The organism is Bifidobacterium choloepi (assembly GCF_010667615.1).
Lineage (GTDB): Bacteria > Actinomycetota > Actinomycetes > Actinomycetales > Bifidobacteriaceae > Bifidobacterium > Bifidobacterium choloepi.
Window position 1 is genome coordinate 299686 of sequence record NZ_VYSG01000002.1, and the last position, 18389, is coordinate 318074.

At 68.0% G+C, this 18389-nt stretch carries 12 protein-coding genes; 8 read left to right on the plus strand and 4 right to left on the minus strand.

The window, feature by feature from the left end; genetic code table 11:
• The first annotated feature begins 66 nt into the window (after positions 1–66).
• The 3 genes from ligA (at position 67) to F6S87_RS06360 (ending at position 5373) form a co-directional block, all read left to right on the plus strand.
• Positions 67–2892: an NAD-dependent DNA ligase LigA gene (gene ligA / locus F6S87_RS06350; protein WP_331270768.1), complete on the plus strand. Its 2826-nt coding sequence runs from the start codon at positions 67–69 to the stop codon at positions 2890–2892.
• A gap of 243 nt (positions 2893–3135) precedes the next feature.
• A complete protein-coding gene (locus tag F6S87_RS06355) occupies positions 3136–3918 on the plus strand; it encodes a gamma-glutamyl-gamma-aminobutyrate hydrolase family protein (RefSeq protein ID WP_163227807.1) in 783 nt (260 codons plus the stop codon).
• Between the two features lie 240 nt (positions 3919–4158).
• Positions 4159–5373 (plus strand): Mrp/NBP35 family ATP-binding protein, encoded by a 1215-nt coding sequence (locus F6S87_RS06360; protein ID WP_163227808.1) that lies wholly within the window; start codon positions 4159–4161, stop codon positions 5371–5373.
• A 210-nt stretch (positions 5374–5583) separates the two neighbouring features.
• Here F6S87_RS06360 and glnA read toward each other — a convergent pair whose 3' ends face one another.
• The 4 genes from glnA to F6S87_RS06380 all read right to left on the minus strand — a co-directional run bounded on the left by glnA (position 5584) and on the right by F6S87_RS06380 (position 10913).
• Positions 5584–7020 carry a type I glutamate--ammonia ligase gene (gene glnA, locus F6S87_RS06365; protein WP_163227809.1) on the minus strand — a complete coding sequence of 479 codons (1437 nt, stop codon included), beginning with the start codon at positions 7018–7020 and terminating at the stop codon, positions 5584–5586.
• 383 nt (positions 7021–7403) lie between these two features.
• Positions 7404–8198, minus strand: a complete 795-nt coding sequence (locus F6S87_RS06370; protein WP_163227810.1) for a DUF4191 domain-containing protein — start codon at positions 8196–8198, stop codon at positions 7404–7406.
• A gap of 204 nt (positions 8199–8402) precedes the next feature.
• Positions 8403–10067, minus strand: a complete 1665-nt coding sequence (locus tag F6S87_RS06375) for an FAD-dependent oxidoreductase (RefSeq protein WP_231129424.1) — start codon at positions 10065–10067, stop codon at positions 8403–8405.
• A 195-nt stretch (positions 10068–10262) separates the two neighbouring features.
• A complete protein-coding gene (locus tag F6S87_RS06380) occupies positions 10263–10913 on the minus strand; it encodes a DUF3043 domain-containing protein (protein WP_163227812.1) in 651 nt (216 codons plus the stop codon).
• 162 nt (positions 10914–11075) lie between these two features.
• Here F6S87_RS06380 and F6S87_RS06385 point away from each other — a divergent pair, with 162 nt between their 5' ends.
• From F6S87_RS06385 to F6S87_RS06405, 5 genes are all read left to right on the plus strand, one after another.
• Entirely contained in the window at positions 11076–12461 is a 1386-nt protein-coding gene (locus F6S87_RS06385; protein WP_163227813.1) for a dipeptidase, read from the plus strand.
• 30 nt (positions 12462–12491) lie between these two features.
• Positions 12492–14165, plus strand: coding sequence for a DHH family phosphoesterase (locus tag F6S87_RS06390; protein WP_163227814.1), 1674 nt, complete (start codon positions 12492–12494; stop codon positions 14163–14165).
• Positions 14166–14509: 344 nt separating this feature from the next.
• Entirely contained in the window at positions 14510–15157 is a 648-nt protein-coding gene (locus F6S87_RS06395; protein ID WP_163227815.1) for an ECF transporter S component, read from the plus strand.
• A gap of 58 nt (positions 15158–15215) precedes the next feature.
• Complete coding sequence (locus F6S87_RS06400; protein WP_231129408.1) at positions 15216–17900, plus strand: ATP-binding cassette domain-containing protein; 2685 nt, start codon at positions 15216–15218, stop codon at positions 17898–17900.
• Between the two features lie 32 nt (positions 17901–17932).
• A complete protein-coding gene (locus F6S87_RS06405) occupies positions 17933–18286 on the plus strand; it encodes an ADP-ribosylglycohydrolase family protein (RefSeq protein ID WP_331270773.1) in 354 nt (117 codons plus the stop codon).
• Positions 18287–18389: the final 103 nt, after the last annotated feature.

Genomic DNA, 18389 nt, shown 5'->3' on the forward strand with positions numbered 1-18389 from the left:
TCGCCGGTACTATCCTTGTCGATAGTCGCCGTTTCCCGGCGACGCCATCGTGGGGAAGGACAGGCCGTGAACGATCAGATGACGCTGGACTTGGGCGACGGATTCGGCAGCACCGGCGAATCGTCGCCGGTGACGACGCCGGCCGCGAAGAAGCCGGCGGCGCCGGCGACTCCGGACGCGCCGGCGACTCCGGACGGCCGCGGCGCCCACGGCGAGCCCGGCTCCGACCGGTGGATCCAGTCGCTGCAGCCGACCGACGCCGACGCGATGAAGCTCGAGCAGGTCGACATCCCGGCGCTGTCCGCCGAACGCGCGGCCAAGCTGTGGGCGAAGGTCGCCGCCTGGGTGGAAAGCGACCAGATCGCCTACTACATCGACGACGCGCCGGTCTCGTCCGACGCCGCCTACGACGCGCGCATGCGGTTCCTGCAGGCGCTCGAGCTCGCGTTCCCGTCCCTCGACAACCCCCAGTCGCCCACGCACCGCGTCGGCGGCACGTTCTCGAACGAATTCGCGTCGGTGCGCCACCCGTCGCGCATGATGTCGCTCGACGACGTGTTCTCCATCCAGGAACTGCGCGAATGGTACGACGGCGTCCGGGCCGACCTCGGCCTCGCCGCCGGCGAGCCGCTGCCGATGACCTGCGAGGTCAAGATCGACGGCCTGGCCCTCAACCTCATCTACCGCGACGGCGTGCTCGTTCAGGGCCTGACGCGCGGCGACGGCGTCACCGGCGAGGACATCACGCTGAATGTCCGCACGATCGGCACGATTCCCGCGCAGCTATCCGGTCCGAGCGGCGACATTCCGCACGGAGTCGAGATCCGCGGCGAAGTGTTCATGCGCTGGGACGACTTCGCCGCGCTCAACGAACGGCAGGAAGACGCCGGCCGTGCCCCGTTCGCCAACCCGCGCAACGCGGCCGCCGGATCGCTGCGCCAGAAGGACCCGAGGATCACGGCGACGCGACCGCTGAGCTTCTACGCGCACGGCATCGGCACGCTGGACTGGGGCGCCGGCAAGCCCGTCGACGCCGCCGACGAGATCCGCGAGCAGTCCGAAGCCTACGCCCTCTACGAACAGTGGGGAATTCCGGTCTCCTCGCACAACCGCGAAGTCCGGTCGTTCGACGAGATCCTCGACATGATCGACTACTACGGCGAACACCGCGGCGACATCGAACACGCGCTCGACGGCATCGTCGTCAAGGTCGACGACCTCGCGCTGCAGCGGCGCCTCGGCGCCACGTCGCGCGCGCCGCGCTGGGCCATCGCCTACAAGTATCCGCCCGAGGAAGTCAACACCGAACTGCTCGACATCCGCGTCCAGGTCGGCCGCACCGGCCGCATCACGCCGGTCGCCGTCCTCAAGCCCGTCTACGTGGCCGGCTCCACCGTCTCCCGCACCACGCTGCACAACGGCTTCGAAGTGGTCCGCAAGGGCATCCTCATCGGCGACACCGTCGTCGTGCGCAAGGCGGGCGACGTCATCCCGGAGCTTGTCGGCCCGGTCCTCGAACGGCGCAAGGGACGCGAATCGTCGCTGCGCGAATTCACGATGCCGACCCGCTGCCCGTCGTGCGGCGCCGTGCTGGCCCCCGCCAAGGAAGGCGACAAGGACCTGCGCTGTCCGAACTCCGAAGGCTGCCCGGCGCAGCTGTCCGAACGCGTCATCAACCTCGCCGCCCGCAAGGCCTTCGACATCGAGCACCTCGGCGACCAGAGCGCCATCGCGCTGACCAACCCCGAAGACAACCGGCCGACGACCGTCGAGGCGTACGCGCCGGCGATCCGCGAGATCACCGTCGCCCCCGGCGAGGAACCGGCGCCCTACGAACCCGTCGACGGTCTCGAGCTGCCGGCGCGACAGCAGCCCGTCCTGCTGTCCGAAGCCGGCATCTTCGCGCTGACCGCCGACGAACTGCGCGACGTCATGGTCTGGCGCGAAGCCCCGATCATCGAGATCCGCGAACAGGTCGACGAGGCCACCGGGCGCACGAAGAAGACCCGCAAGCGCATCGGAGGCTCCGGCCTGTGGCACCGCGTCCCCGCATTCTGGACCACGCCGGCGCCGGCCAGGAAGAAGACGAAGGCCGAACTCGCCGCCGAACCCGCCGTCGACGTCGCGCTCGACCACGCCTATGACGAACGCCAGGCTGCCGTGCTGGACGGCGGCGCCGCCGTCGCCACGGAGGAATCCCGCGTATCGGCATACTCGGTGCGTTATCCGGAGTACCGGATTCCGGCCGACGCCGTCGTCGTGAGCGAGGAGACGAAGACCTCCCGCAACGGCGACGTGACGGTCAGGCCCGTCATCGCGCAGCCCACCGAGACGACGCGCGCGATGTTCGACGAATTCGAGAAGGCGCGGCACGCGACGCTCGACCGCGTGCTCGTCGCGCTGTCGATCAGGCACGTCGGACCGCCGACCGCGAAGACGCTGGCCAAGGCGTTCGGATCGGTCGACGAGATCGCCCACGCCACGGCCGAGCAGCTCGAGGCCGTCGACGGCGTCGGTCCCGAAATGGCGCAGGCCATCGTCGAATGGTTCGCCGACACCGACGACCCGACGACCTGGCACGGCTCGATCATCGCCGCGTGGCGCGCCGCCGGCGTCGGCTCTGAAGCCGAGACGAAGGAGAAGCTGCCGCAGACGCTGGCCGGCAAGACCGTCGTCGTCACCGGCTCGCTCGAGGACTTCACGCGCGACAGCGCCAAGGACGCGATCACCGACCGCGGCGGCAAGGCCGCGGGCTCCGTCAGCAAGAAGACCGACTATGTCGTCGTCGGCGCCAACGCCGGCTCGAAGGCGAAGAAAGCCGAGGACCTCGGCATCCCGATGCTGAATGAGGCCCAGTTCAGGGAACTCCTGGAGACCGGGAAAGCGGAATGACCCCGCACGTTCCGGACGGTCACTTGAAAAGTGCGGGAATTCCGGCCGCGATCAGGCATGCCCGCAATGGGAAAATGGCGGGATTCGGTCCTTTTCCAAGGCCCTGATCGCCAGGAAACGTCGCACTTTCCCGGTGACCTCATGAAAAGTGCGAAGTCCATTCCGGACATGAAACACGACGGAGAAACATTGGTCCGTTACGGTGCTCCCATCGACTTGAATCGGGCAAGGAGAACGGGAACGATGAAACCGGTAATAGGCGTCATGCCGTTGATCGACGAGGCCAGGGACAGCTACTGGATGCTGACCGGCTACTTCACGATGCTGGAAGCCGAGGGCGCCATCCCGCTGATGCCGCCGCCCACCGACGACCGCGACACGCTCGACTACCTTCTCGACACCTGCGACGGTTTCCTGTTCACCGGCGGTCCCGACGTGGACCCGGGCATGTACGGGGCCGGACGCACACCGGCATGCCACGCGGGCAGTCCGGTCCGCGACGCGATGGAAGGCTACCTGCTGCCACGCCTCGCCGACCTCGACAAGCCGGTCCTCGGCATCTGCCGTGGCCTGCAGGTCATGAACGCCGCCCTTGGCGGCACGCTCTACCAGGACCTGCCCACCGAACAGCCGGACGGCCTGGGCCGGCGGCATCGCATGAGCGCGCCATACGACCGCGAGGTTCACGGAGTCGCCGTCGTCGCCGGCAGCCGGCTCGACACGCTGCTGCGCCGGAGCGGCGTGACGGCGCGGGAAGATTCCGCCGGTCGCGCCGCCATCGCATCGTCCGGCGAGTCCGCTCCGCTCGTCATCGGCGTCAACAGCTACCATCACCAGGGCGTCCGCGACGTCGCGCCGGCGCTCGCGGTCGCCGCCGTCGCCGAGGACGGCCTCGTCGAGGCGCTCGAGATGCCCGGCGGCAGGTTCTTCCTCGGCATCCAGTGGCATCCGGAATTCTGCTACGCCGGCGGCGACCGGCCAAGCCGGGCCATCGTCGCCGCCTTCGTCGACAGCTGCCGGCAATGACATCGCGGGGTGCCGTCCCGGAGCGCCATTCCATCGTCGCCACCGGTGCGCCCGCCAGGCGCGACATGACATGCCCGACGCTGTCCCGAACCCTCCTGCAGGCTTCCGCGGACACGACGGATCAACATCACATCGCGATCGGAGCGGACGAATCGCGTTGAATGCCGGCGGTCCACAGGCCGCTCGCGTCGCTGCATCCCTCACGCTAGAGTGAAGAAGTTGCGAAGGGAGCCAAGCTGCATGAATCCGATTGAAGAGCAGATCTACACGCGCCTGACGAAGGTCATCGATCCGGAACTCGGCCGGTCCGTCACCGACCTCGGGATGATCTCCGGCATCCACGTCACCGAACGGACCGCCACCGGCATGCCGGACGATTCCCGCTCCGACGCCCCGGTCCACGGATCGGACGGATCGGACGGGGACATTGCCGGCGACGATTCTTCCGTCGTCAACGGCGACGATTCTCCCGTCTACGACGTCGACATCGACGTCGAGCTGACGGTGCCCGGCTGCCCGCTGTCCGGCACGATCACGAACCAGATCAACGGCGCCGTCTCCACCTATCCGGACGCGACGCTGATTCCGCACATCCACGTCGGCTCGATGTCGCCGGACAAGCTCAACCGTCTCGTCGCGGACCTCAAGGCCGAACGCCGCGAGAACCCGTTCACGAAGCCGGAATCGAAGACGCGGATCTTCGCGATCGCGTCCGGCAAGGGCGGCGTCGGCAAGTCGTCGGTCACGGCCAACCTCGCCGCGACGTTCGCAGCGATGGGCTATTCGACGGCCGTCATCGACGCCGACATCTACGGCTTCTCGCTGCCGCGGCTGTTCGGCACGCATGCGCAGCCGACGAACCTCAACGGCATGCTGATGCCGGTCACGGCATGGGGCGTGAAGCTGATCTCGATCGGCATGTTCGCCGGCTCCGACCGGGCGATCCTGTGGCGCGGTCCGCGCCTGCAGCGGTCGCTCGAACAGTTCCTGTCCGACGTGTGGTGGGGCGAGCCGGACGTGCTGCTGCTCGACCTGGCACCAGGCACCGGCGACATGGCGATCTCGGTGGCGCAGGCGCTGCCGAACACCGAACTCGTCGTCGTGACGACGCCGCAGCCGTCGGCTTCCGACATCGCCGTGCGCTCCGGACTCGTCGCGCTGCAGATGCCGATGAAGAAGGTGCGTGGCGTCATCGAGAACATGAGCTATTACGAGCACAACGGCGAACGGCTGAAGATCTTCGGCGAGGGTGGCGGTGCCCGCGTCAGTTCGCAGCTGACCCGCGACCTTGGCTACGACGTGCCGCTGCTCGCCCGGATTCCGCTCGAACCGGAAGTGCGCGAGGCGGGGGAGATGGACGGCCGCCCGGCCGTCCTCAACCCCGACGGCTCGTTGCGCGCCGACGGCATGGGCACCGTCTTCGCCCAGATTGTCCACCGGCTGATGGACGAGTGACGTCCGGACACGGATTCCGGATCCGGACGTCCGGCGGCGTCTCGCCGTGCCCGTGTGCCGTCCGCATGTTGCCCGCGCTGTTCCGGAACAATTCCCGGACATCCTCGCGACGGGCGGCGCCGGTGAAAGGAAACGAGGCCGGAAACCGCCGCAATCATTGCGATTGCGTTGGTTTCCGGCCTCGTTGTCAGCGATTGCCGAACCGGCGAATCAGATGTGGAAGTACAGCTCGTATTCCAGCGGGGTCGGCATCAGGCGGGCCTGGTCGATCTCGGAACGCTTGAGGTCGATCCACGTCTCGATCAGGTCGGACGTGAAGACGTCGCCGGCGGTGAGGAAGTCGTTGTCCTCTTCCAGCGCGTCCATGGCCTCGGCCAGCGACGACGGGACCTGCTTGATGCCGGCGTGCTCTTCCGGCGGCAGCTCGTAGAGGTCCTTGTCGATCGGCTCCGGCGGCTCGATGTGGTTGAGGATGCCGTCCAGGCCGGCCATCAGCTGGGCCGAGAACGCCAGGAACGGGTTGCAGGACGGATCCGGGGCGCGGAACTCGATGCGCTTGGCGGCCGGCGACGTGCCCGCCAGCGGGATGCGGATGGCCGCGGAACGGTTGCGGGCCGAGTAGACCAGGTTGACCGGCGCCTCGAAGCCCGGCACCAGGCGGTGGTAGGAGTTCAGCGACGGGTTCGTGAACGCCAGCACCGACGACGAGTGCTTGATCAGGCCGCCGATGTACCAGCGGGCCATGTCGGACAGGCCGCCGTAGTTCTTCTCGTCGTAGAACAGCGGCTTGCCGTCCTTCCACAGCGACTGGTGGCAGTGCATGCCGGTGCCGTTGTCGCCGGCGATCGGCTTCGGCATGAACGTCGCGGCCTTGCCGGCCTGCGCGGCGGTCTCGTGGATGACGTACTTGTACTTCATCAGGTCGTCGCCGGCGTGCTGCAGCGAGTTGTAGCGGTAGTTGATTTCCTGCTGGCCCGCGCCGCCGACCTCGTGGTGGGCGCGCTCCAGGATCAGGCCAACCTTCTGCAGGTTGGCGACCATGTCGTCGCGCAGGTCCTGCGTGTGATCGGCCGGCGGGACCGGGAAGTAGCCGCGCTTGACGCGGTTCTTGAAGGCGATGTTCGGCGTGCCGTCGTCCTCGACGTCCAGGCCGGAGTTCCACGGGGCCTCGATCGAGTCGACCTCGTAGAACGAACGCTGCATGCTGTTCTCGAAGCGCACCTTGTCGAAGATGAAGAATTCGGCTTCCGGCGCGAACGACGCGGTGTCGGCGATGCCGGTCGACTTCAGGTAGGCCTCGGCCTTCGCGGCGACCTGGCGCGGATCGCGCGAGTACGGCTCGTCGGTCAGCGGGTCGACGATCGAGAACGCGACGTCGAGCGTCTTGTGCTTGCGGAACGGATCGACGAACGCCGTCTCGATGTCCGGCACGAGCTTCATGTCGGACTCGTTGATGGCCTGGAATCCCTCGATGGAGGAGCCGTCGAACGGCATGCCCTCGTCGAACGCATCCTTGAGGAACTCGCTGGCCGGCACCGTGAAGTGCTGCTGGACACCGATCAGGTCGGTGAAGCGAACGGAGACATACTCGATGCCTTCGGTGTTGATAAGGGCCTCGGCATCTTCCTTGGACTTGAGTTCTGCCACGGGACCGCTCCTTTCAAAAGTTGCTTACGGGATAAAAGAATAGGTTCTCGAGTTTCGCCGAATTGTTCGTTGGGTTACGAAAATGTTTCGTCATCGCCGGACGATGCCCCCATGACGGCGAAATACCCATGTTCTCGCGGATATCGGAGACGATTCGCGCGTCATGGCGCACGATCGCCAACTGGACAGAACCCGTCTCGATGCCGGTTTTCTGGATGTCGCCAACCCGAGCTCCCGGCTCGTGCTGGCGACATCCGGGGAGCGGGGAGAGCAGCCAGTGAAGAGCAGCCGGTATCGGGTACGCAAATATGCCGATGGGCCTCCGTCCATGTCGGAACGGAGGCCCATCGGAAAGACTGTTGGCGGGAATGCGCCCTTGCCGGTCAGCGGCCGCGCATCGCGCGGCGGCTCATCTTCGGCGGGTGATTCGGGTCCATGCCCTTCGGCGCGCCCATCATGTTCTTCTTCTGCAGCGTACGCAGGCGCTCGTTGAGGATGCCGAGCTGGTACTTGTTCATCATGAAGCGGCGCTTGCCGTGCACCTTCTTCGCGATGGCGTTCTTGTGCTCGGTCGGCACGTACGCCTTCATGCCGACGATCTTCTTGCGCAGGTCCTGGATGCGCACCTGCTTGGGACCCTGACCGACGGAAATGCGGAAGATCGGGATGTCGGAACCGGCGGTGACGCCCTTGAGGCGCTTCTCGATGCGGTCCATCGCCTTGTGCACGCGGCCGTAGTCGCCCTCGCCGATCAGGTAGATGCCGTTGTAGCTCGTGCCGTACCAGATCACGTCCTGCGTGCGCGGATCGACCCACAGCGGATCCTGCGGGAACGAGAAACCGGCGTTCTTCATGTTGCCGAGCACGCTGACGGCGGCGCCCGGCTTGCCCTCGATCTGGCGGTAGCCGACGGCGTCGGCGCGACGCGTCAGCACGATCGTGAACAGCAGCAGGCCGATCATGACGGCGAGGATCATCGAGCAGATCCAGCCGAGCCACGACCAGTGCAGGCAGATGCCGAGGATGATGAAGACGACGATCGGGGCGATGCCGGCCACGCCGGTCAGCCAGGGCAGCGCCTTGTCATCGCGATACGTGAACTTGAAAATCTCGATCAGCTGCTTGAACATGCCCTTTTTCTTCGGCTTCCTGGGCTTGTCCTGCTTTTCCTTCGCCATGAACTTCCTCACTCGAATCTCATGTGGTGTCTCGAACATCACTAAACATCACTACTGTACCAGCAACGGTGCCGTCGTCGGCGTCGTTGCTGTCGTTACGGCAGGAATCAAGCATAACAGGGACGCCATTATTCCCGGGCGTCGCATGCGCCGGCCGCCGTGCCGATCGACACGGCGGCCGGACGACAATGCGGCCGCGGGCCGTCACCTCGTGTTGAGCGGCCGGCCGTCGGCCTTGAGCAGCGCCTCGCCGAGCAGCTCGCTGAACGTCGGATGCGGATGGATGTTGCGCGCGGCGTCGGACAGCGGTACCCGGTTGGCGACAATCTGCTGCGCCTCGGCGATCAGGTCGCTGGCGTCCGGCGCGACGATGTGCACGCCGAGGACCATGCGCACGCCCGGATTGGCGGCCAGCTCGCCGCAGACGACCGAGCACGAGCCATTCGACCCGGCGATCAGCATCCTGGCGTTCGCCATGACCGGCATCGCGGTCTCGTCGACGTTCGCATAGCGTTCGTCGGCGCGCGCCCCGGCCAGCGTCATGCCGACCGACGCGAACTCCGGATTCGAGAAGATGACGGTCGGCACCGTGCGCTCGTCGACGGGCTTCGGTGCCAGGCCGGCGATCTCCTCGGCGACGACGATGCCCTGCTCGAACGCATGATGGGCGAGCTGCGGTCCGGCCGTGATGTCGCCGACCGCCCAGACATGCGGCAGGGAAGTGCGGCCGAACGGATCGGTGACGACGAAGCCGGAGGCATCGAGCGCAATGCCGGCGCCGCCGCTGCGGCCGTCGTCGCCGCGGCCGGCGAACCACGGCTCGTCGGTGTTCGGCTCGCGGCCGACGGCGACGAGCGCGATCTCGCCGTACACCTGCCCGGCGTGGCCGTCGGCGTCAGCGTAATGGACCGTCGCGCCGAGGTTGACGCCGGTGTCGACGGCCGTGACGTGGACACCGGGGACGACATGGACGCCCCGCCGCTTGAGCTCGCGGGTCAGTGCCATGGCGGCGCGCCGGTCGGCGTGCGACAGGACGCGCTCGCGGCGGATCAGCATCGTGACGTCGCAGCCGGCCGCGTTCCACATCGACGCGAATTCGAGGGCGACGGCGCCCGAGCCGATGATGACGGCGGACTGCGGCATCGTGTCGAGCGACAGCGCCTGCGACGAGTCAATCAGCGCGCCGGCGAAGCCGATGCCGTCGAGCGGCCGCGGCCGCGAGCCGGTCGCGACGACGACGTCGCGCGCCGTCAGCCGCACGGTGCCGTCGTCGAGCAGCCGCACGGCACCTTGGCCATCGGATCCCGCGCCCTCCATGTCGCCGGCGGCCACGGCCTCGGCGACCGGTGTCATCCGCGCGGCGGACTTGCCGGTCTCGACGGCGTCGTGGCCGGCCACCGGCGTCACGGTCACGGTGACGGGCCGCTCGTCGGCGTCGGCGAACGTGCCGTCGCCAAGCGTGACGGCCGGCGAGTCGAGGGAAGGATCGTCGCCGCTGACCGACGCCTCCGACGACGCACCAGTCTCGAGCGCCGCCTCGCCGCGGAAGACGACGACGCCGCGGTGGGCGAGCAGTCCCTCGAGCCCCTTCGTCATCGTGTCGACGGTCGAGACGCGGAAGTCGCGCAGCTTGCCGAAGTCGATGTCGCGCAGGTCGGCGTCGATGCCGATTTCGCGGCCATGCTTCATGTCGTCGATGATCCTCGTCGCCGCGATCAGCGACTTCGTCGGGATGCAGCCGCGCAGCAGGCACGTGCCGCCGACGGTGACGTCGCGCTCGACGATGGCGACCGACTTGCCGAGCTCCGCCGCCCGCAATGCCGTCGAATATCCTCCGGGACCCCCTCCGATGATGACGAGATCGAACATGTTCCCCTGTGCCACGGTTGCCCCCTTCGCTTCATGTGGCGGTTACCGGTCACCACCCTACCGAAACCTCCTCCTCGGAGGGAGAACATCGCGCGGCGATGTCGGGCAGTACGCGACGGGCCCCGGTTGCGCAGCCATGTCATTGGCTGCGCAACCGGGGCCCGTCGATGGAAAACGTTCGCGTTTCGCGGCGGCTCACTTGCCGCGCACGTCGGCCGGATACTGGCTGCGCTTCTTGTATTTCGGCTTCGGCAGCCTCCAGCGGCGCAGCTGGATGGCGCGCGACCAGGCGTAGGTGCCGGAGCGCGAGCCGCGGGCCACGGAGCTTTCGCCGTAGCGCTCGGCGAGCCGCTTCTTGAGGCGGTGCCACATGACGGCGACGTCGATGATGATGACGAACAGGTAGACGTACATGACGATCATCAGGATCAGCGACAGGTAGGCGGCGCCCGGCGCCAGGAACGAGACGAGGATCGACAGCAGCAGGATGACGATCGCGACGGGGATGAAGTATTCGCCGATGTTGAAGCGGGCGTCGACGTAGTCGCGGATGTAGACGCGCCACGGCAGGCGCTCGGCCTTCGGCATCTTGCTGACGTTGCCGGTGCGCATCGCCTCGTACTCGACGTTTTCGCGTTCGCGGATGCGTTCCTTGGCGCGCTTGCGCTCGGCCTTCGTGTCCTGCGGGACGAGGGGCCTCAGGTTCTTCGCCTGCGCTTCCTTGCGCTTCGGCGTCGGCTTGCCCTTGCCCGGGGTCGGCGCCGGGGAGGGGGCCTGCGTCGCCTTCGCCGTCCCGCCGCCCTTGACGGCGGCCTGCTCCTGCTCTTCTTTCTTGTTCAAAGCCATGAATGGAAGACTACGGATTGCACTGGACGGCCGTGGGCCGCAGCGAGTCGGGCGAATCGTTGCAAATTCGGGAAAAAGGGCGAGTTATAATCGTCGCTTGATTGGAACTTTCCAGCAAGATTCACACAACTAGGTCATCGGAATGACGGAAGCGAGGGGACAGTGAGCCTGTCTGTGGAGGAAGTGCGGCGCCGCGTGGCGGCCGACTGGAACGGCATCGTCGACGTGCTGGACGAAAAGATCGCGTTGAGGTCGGTCTCGGCCGAGGGCATCGCCGGCGAGAACATGGAACGATCCGCGCGGTTCGTCGCCGACACGCTGCGCAAGGTCGGCGTCGACGCGCGCGTGGAGCAGGCGACCGGCGCCGACGGCAAGCCGGGCGCGTGGGAAGTGATCGGCGAGAAGATCGTCGATCCGGACGCGCCGACGGTGCTGCTGTACGCTCACCACGACGTGCAGCCGGTGCCCGACCCGGCCGAATGGAACACCGACCCGTTCGTCGGCACCGTCGTCGGCGACCGGCTGTTCGGCCGCGGCTCGTGCGACGATGGCGCCGGCATCGCGATCCACTACGGCGCGCTCGAGGCGCTCGGCGACGACCTCGGCGTCAACGTCAAGGTCTTCATCGAGGGCGAGGAGGAAATGGGCTCGCCGAGCTTCATCCCGTTCATCGAGGCCCACCGCGGGGAATTCAAGGCCGACGTCATCGTCGTCGCCGACTCGGGCAACTGGGCTCCCGACATCCCGTCGCTGACGACGAGCCTGCGCGGCAACGCGACATGCGACGTCCATGTCAGGGTCCTCGGTCACGCCGTCCACTCGGGACAGTACGGAGGACCGATCCTCGACGCGAACACCGTCGCCGCGATGCTGATCTCGTCGATGTACGACCGCGAGGGCAACCTGGCCGTGCCGGGCCTCGAGGGCTGCGAGCCGATCGGCGGACTGGAACGCGACGTCGACGAGCTCGGCCTGCGCGCCGACACCGGCGTCGTCGACTCGTACGAGCTGGCCGGCACCGGCTCGCTCGCCTCGCGCCTGTGGACGAAGCCGAGCATGACCGTCATCGGCTTCGACGCCACGCCGGTGAAGGATTCGTTCAACGTCATCGCGCCCGAATGCACGTTCCGCCTGTCAGTGCGCGTCTCGCCGGTCCAGGCGCCGCACGCCGCGCTCGAGGCGATCCAGGTGTTCTGCGAGGAGCACGCGCCGTTCGGCGCCGAGGTCAAGGTCACGATGCTCGAGGAAGGCATGGGCTGGGCGATGGATCCGGACTGCGCCGCCACGAAGGACGCCGAGACGGCGATGGCCGAGGCGTTCGGCACCGCGCCGGTCAACATGGGCCAGGGCGGCTCGATCCCGTTCATCCCGGAACTGCAGCGCATCTTCCCGGACGCCGAGGTCCTCGTGACCGGTCCGGAGGACCCGCAGTCCAACGCCCACAGCCCCAACGAGAGCGTCTCCGTCTCCGGCCTGGAGAAGGACGTCGTCGCCGAGGCGCTGTTGCTCGACAAGCTCGCCCACAAGCCGGAGCCGACGAACCTGTAGTTTTCGGGCCGTCGAGTATGCTGGACGGCCGTGAATGCGAAGAATCCCCTCATCGACCAGTGGCACAGGAACCGCGGACTGACCATTGACAGCTGGCGCGCGATCGAACGGCCCAGTTCGCGGCCGCTCGCGAGGCTCGACGAGCTGTGCGCGGCATTGAAGGAACTGCATGACGGGGGAGCGGCCGTCACCGTGCTGCCCGACTTCGACATGGACGGCATCTCGGCCGGCGCGCTCGGACGCGCCGGCCTGGCGATGCTCGGCTTCGACGTGCGCCTGTACCACCCCGACGCCACGCGCGGCTACGGCTTCGGCGCCTGGGACATCGACCGGATCGCCGAACGGTTCCCGGACACGGCGGCGATCCTGACCTGCGATGTCGGCATCACGTGCCACGAAGGCGTCGCCGCGGCCCGCGCCAGGGGATGGAAGACGCTCGTCACCGACCACCACACCCAGCTCGGGCCGCTCGGGGCCGACATCATCGTCGACCCGTGCGCGACGGGCGAATCGTACGAACATCCGTCCATCTGCGGCGCGCACGTGCTGTGGATGGTCCTCGACCGCTACGCCGAACTGTACGACCCGGAGCGGCGACGCTACCTGTTCGCGTTGCGTGCGCTGGCGGCGCTCGGCACCGTCGGCGACCAGATGGACATGAGCGGCGAAAACCGGCAGCTGATGCGCGACGGCCTGCAGGTGCTGCGCGTCAACCACGACAACCCCGCCGTCTACGCGACGACCGGCTGCCGCGAATTCGACGCGACGATGACCGGACTCGCGGCGCTGACGCGTTGCCTGGCCGACCACCGCGAACTCGACTCGGCCGACGGCATCGACGAACAGCTCGTCGGCTTCCGCATCGCCCCGATGTGCAACGCGCCCAAGCGCATGGGCGAACCCGTCGGCGAAGTCTTCGACCTGTTCGCCGACCCCGGTGGCGCGCACCGCCGCGCCGAATGGCTCCACGACGTCAACATGCGGCGCAAGCGGGCCGTCGCCGGCTACGTGGCGCAACTGCGCGTCGACGAGCAGCCATACGCCCCGAACCTCTACCTGACCGACGCGCCGCTCGGCATCATCGGCCTCATCGCGACGAAGGTCCTCGCCGACACCGGCATGCCTGTCCTCGTCGCCAACCGCGACCTGATGCGCGGATCCGGCCGCGCTCCCGAATGGTACGACGCGATCGACACGCTCAACCCGCTCGGCCACGACCTTGCCGGTCACCAGCACGCCTTCGGCTTCACGACCGACGAATCGAAGCTGCGCGCGCTCGCCGACGACATCGCCCGCACCGCCGCCGACCACAGGCCCGCCGGCGACGACGCGGCGACGGGGGAGGATCGCGCCGCCATTCTCCTCGACACCCGCGGCGACCTCGGCATGCCGTTCACGGCCGCCGACCGGCGCATGTTCGTCGAGTTCCCGGCCGCGCTGCGCCACTACGCGCCGTTCGGCCCCGGCTGGCCCGAACCCGACGTCGAGGTCGTCTTCCACGCCGACGACATCCACGACATGCGCACGATGGGCGCCGACGGCCAGCACCTGAAGATCCGGCTCGACGAGGGACTCGACCTCGTGTGCTGGAACCAGTCGATGCCGGCCGGCGACGGCCCGTGGGCCGTGCGCGGCTCGCTGTCGAACAACGAGTGGCGCGGCACCGTCACGCCGCAGCTCCAGGGCACCGTGCGGACACTGTGACGGACGGCGTGTCCGACGCCCCGTGAAATGCGGCGTCACATCCGCATGCCGGACATCACCGCCGGCAAACGGGGCCGCTTGTTCCGCCCTCGCCCTAGACTGGCGCCTTGACACGGGGGCTGTCGCCTGCCGGACCATATTCATGGACTACCGGCGCGCGACCGGCTGAGAGGGACATCCCGTCCCGACCGATTGAACGTGAATCCAGACAATGCTGGCGCACGGACGTCGAGCTTTCCCGTGCCTTGACCACCACGACGGGGTCGGGTTGACAGCCGCAGGCGCCATGCGCCACGACGTACAGATGCCCGGACGAAGCCCCGCGCTTACAGAAAGGCACCATCATGTCCACTTCCACTTCACCGACTTCTCCGGCCACATCCGTCACGGTGACGTCCCGGGCGCGCCTCAAGTGGCGCGTCGTCGACATCGCCGTCGCCTCCGTCATCGGCGTCGCCTCGGCGCTGATCTACTGGGGCGTCGCGCTCGTCACGGCCGCGCCGTGGAACCTGCTCGAGGCGATCCTGCCGGGCCTCGCCGGCATCATGAACGGCCTGTGGTTGTTCGCTGGCCCGCTCGCCGCCGTCATCGTGCGCAAGCCCGGCGCCGCGATCTACGCCGAACTCGTCGCCGCCGTCCTCGAGGCGTTGCTCGGCAACCAGTGGGGCGGCGGCGAGACGGTGCTCATCGGCCTCGTCGAGGGCGTCGGCGCCGAACTCGCCTTCCTGTTCGTCCTCTACCGTGCCTGGAATCTCGGCACGATGCTGCTGTCCGGCGCGCTGTCGGGCGTGGCCTCCTGGGCCTACTCGTTCTTCACGAACCTGCAGGCCATCGACGTGACCGGCAGCTACGGCGTCGTCTACCTGCTCACCTCCGTCATCTCCGGCATGCTGATCGCCGGCCTGGCCATGTGGTTCCTGTACCGCGCCATCGCACGCACCGGCGCGCTCGACCACTTCGCGTCCGGCCGCGAAGTGCGCGGCCTGAACTGAGGCCGGAAAACGGAACCGCATCGTCGTCGCCGGCGCCCCGCGCCGCGGAAAGGACATCATGACCATCCAGCTTCGTGAGCAGTGGACCGGCGTCACCGAGACGCCGACGGACCGTAAATCGGCGGCGGTGGACGATTCGGCCGCCGTGCTCCGCGACGCCAACGCCATGCTCGACGGCGACGAAGTATGCTCCGTCGCGGAAGCCGGCTCCGCGAAAACCGCCGGACACCGTCGCGCCGTGCCGGCGCTCGAGTTCCGCAACTGGGGCTACCGGCACGCGTCACGCCGCGACTTCGCTGTCCGGGGCCTGAACCTGGCGGTCCAGCCCGGCGAACACGTGCTGCTGCTCGGCGCTTCCGGCATCGGCAAGTCGACGATCCTGTGCGGCGCCGCCGGCCTGCTCGGCGACGACGAGGGGCCGGTCCGAGAAACCGACGAAGGCGACGTCATGGCCGTCGAGGACGCCGACGGCGGCGTGACCGAGGGATCGATCGCCGTCGCCGGCGTGCCGGTGCACCGCGCCCAGGGCAAGGTCGGCCTCGTCCTGCAGGATCCAGACGCCCAGGCCGTCTTCCAGCGCCTCGGCGACAACGTCGCGTTCGGCCCCGAAAACCTCGACGTGCCCCGCGACGAGATCTGGCGCCGCGTCGACGACGCCCTCGACGCCGTCGGCATGCGCGGCGTCCAGCTCACCCGCTCCGTCATGCACCTGTCCGGCGGCCAGATGCAGCGGCTCGCCGTCGCCGGCGCGCTCGCGATGCAGCCCGACGTGCTGCTGCTCGACGAGCCGACCGCCAACCTCGATCCGGACGGCGTCGACCAGGTCGTCGCCGCCGTCGGTGACGCCCTCGAGCTCACCGGCGCGACGATGGTCATGGTCGAGCACCGCGCCGACGCGTGGATCGACCTCGTCGACCGCGTCGTCGTCCTCGGTGCGACCGACGACGGGGAAGGCGGCGGGGACGCGGGAATCGTTCCCGGACAGGACGGCCGCCGCACCGTCGTCGTCGCCGACGGCCGGCCCGAAGACATCTTCGCCGACCCGTCCATCGACTTCGCCGGCCTCGGCATCTGGGTGCCCGAACGCTACCGGCGCGCCGGCGACGCCATCGGCGCCATCCACACCGCCGACGAACCCGACTATCCGGCCTGGCGGGGCACCGGCGAACCGGTCCTGACGACGTCCGGCCTCGCGATCGGCAGGAACGGGCAGCCGATCGCCTCGCATCTCGACCTCGAATTCCGCGCCGGCCAGATCACCGCGCTCGTCGGCGCGAACGGCGCCGGCAAGTCGACGCTGTCGCTTACGCTCGCCGGACTGCTCGAACCGGTCACCGGCGAGGTCGTCGCGGCCGCATCGCTCGCCGACGGCGCCCGCGGCACATGGCCCGTCGACTGGACAAGCCGCCAGCTCGCCTCGCGCATTTCCTATGTCTTCCAGAACCCCGAACACCAGTTCGCCACGTCGACCGTCCTCGACGAAGTCATGCTCGGACCCGTCCGCACCGGCATGGCCGAAGCCGACGCCCGGCAACTGGCGACCGGCCTGCTGCGCCGCTTCCGCCTCGACCAGTACGCCGCGGCCAACCCGTACACGCTTTCCGGCGGCGAGAAGCGACGGCTCACCGTCGCCGCCGCCCTGGCCGCCGCGCCGCGCGTGCTGATCCTCGACGAACCGACGTTCGGCCAGGACCGGCGCACCTGGATGCAGATCGCCGAACTCATCCACTCACTGCGCGGCGACGGCGTCAGCATCGTCGTCGTCACCCACGACCGCGACCTCGTCACCGCACTCGACGCGAAGGTGATCGAACTCGTTCCCGAACAGTGCACGGCCGAATGGAACGGTGCCGGGCGCGAGCCGGTCCCGGCGGCCGGCGGCCAAGACCGTCCCGGACGGGACAGCCGGAAACAGAACCGCCGGGAAACGGTAGTGCCGGTCACGCAGGTCAACGAACGCTACGAGGAACCCAAGTCGTCGTCGCGTTCCGCCTGCCTCGCCTCGATCAACCCCGTCTTCCGGCTCGGTGGGGCCTTCCTCGTCTCGCTGCCGATGCTGCTCAGCCTCGACTGGGTCTCCGCCGGCGTCGCCTGCCTGCTCGAATTCCTCGTCCTCGCCGCCATCGGCATCCGGCCATGGCGCGCCATCCGCTCGACATGGCCCGTGTTCATCGGCGCGCCATGCTCGGCGCTCGCCGTGCTGCTGTATGGCAAGTCGGGCGGCGACGTCTGGTGGCAGTGGGGGATGATGCTGGTGACCGACCGTTCGGCCGAACTGGCCGTCGCGACGGCGCTGCGCATCGTCGCGATCGGCATGCCTGCGATCATCGCCGTGCTCGGCATCGACGCGACCGACCTGGCCGACGGCTTTTCCGAACTGCTGCGCCTGCCCGACCGGTTCGTCTACGGCGGCCTCGCCGGCATGCGCCTGTTCTCGGTACTCCAGGACGACTGGACCGCTCTGACGGCGTCACGTCGCTCGCGCGGCCTCGGCGACGACAGCAAGATCAGGCAATTCTTCCCGCAGGCCTTCGCGCTGCTCGTCCTGTCGATCCGCCGCTCGACGACGCTGGCCACCGCCATGCAGGCCCGCGGCTTCGGCGGTACCGGCCCACGCAGCCACGCCCGCGCCAGCGAAGTCCACGTGCGCGACTGGATCTTCCTCGCCGCGAGTCTCGCCATCCCCGTCCTCGCCCTCGTCGCCACCGCCGTCAACGGCACGTTCTCGTTCTTCGGCAACTGAAAAACGCGGACCCATACGGCAACCTCGATGCCATTCACGAGCTCGGCGAAGGCTGGGTTGCCGAGGAGACGCTGGCGATCGCCGTGTTCTGCGCGGTCAGGCACGAAAACGATTTTCGGGCCGGCGTACTGGCTTCTGTCAACCACCGGGGCGACAGCGACTCGACGGGCGCGGTCGCCGGCAACATCTTCGGCGCTCGTCTGGGCGTCGATGCCATCCCTGCAGAATTCCTTGCGAATCTCGAGGCGCGTGACCTTGTCGACACAATGGCGCAGGATCTTGTGTCTCCAATAAAGAGTCTCGCCGAAAATCCTCCCGCCGTCGTCGCGAAGGAAGACGTGGACTGGGAGAACAAGTACATCTACTGTTCCTATTCGATGAAGTAACGCCTGGCGCCTCGTGAAGGAATCTGGTGTTCTTTCCCGAGGAAAGATTGATTCCGAAGCGAGATCGGACTGCCGGGAAGAACGGTCCCGTTCGCGACGGTCG

What these genes read in the sequence shown, in the direction of transcription:
- F6S87_RS06360 (WP_163227808.1), top strand. Translation starts at nt 4,159, where the DNA reads ATGAATCCGATTGAAGAGCAGATCTACACGCGCCTGACGAAGGTCATC.
- F6S87_RS06370 (WP_163227810.1), bottom strand. Translation starts at nt 8,198, where the DNA reads ATGGCGAAGGAAAAGCAGGACAAGCCCAGGAAGCCGAAGAAAAAGGGC.
- F6S87_RS06375 (WP_231129424.1), bottom strand. Translation starts at nt 10,067, where the DNA reads ATGTTCGATCTCGTCATCATCGGAGGGGGTCCCGGAGGATATTCGACG.
- F6S87_RS06395 (WP_163227815.1), top strand. Translation starts at nt 14,510, where the DNA reads ATGTCCACTTCCACTTCACCGACTTCTCCGGCCACATCCGTCACGGTG.
- F6S87_RS06355 (WP_163227807.1), top strand. Translation starts at nt 3,136, where the DNA reads ATGAAACCGGTAATAGGCGTCATGCCGTTGATCGACGAGGCCAGGGAC.
- F6S87_RS06400 (WP_231129408.1), top strand. Translation starts at nt 15,216, where the DNA reads ATGACCATCCAGCTTCGTGAGCAGTGGACCGGCGTCACCGAGACGCCG.
- F6S87_RS06380 (WP_163227812.1), bottom strand. Translation starts at nt 10,913, where the DNA reads ATGGCTTTGAACAAGAAAGAAGAGCAGGAGCAGGCCGCCGTCAAGGGC.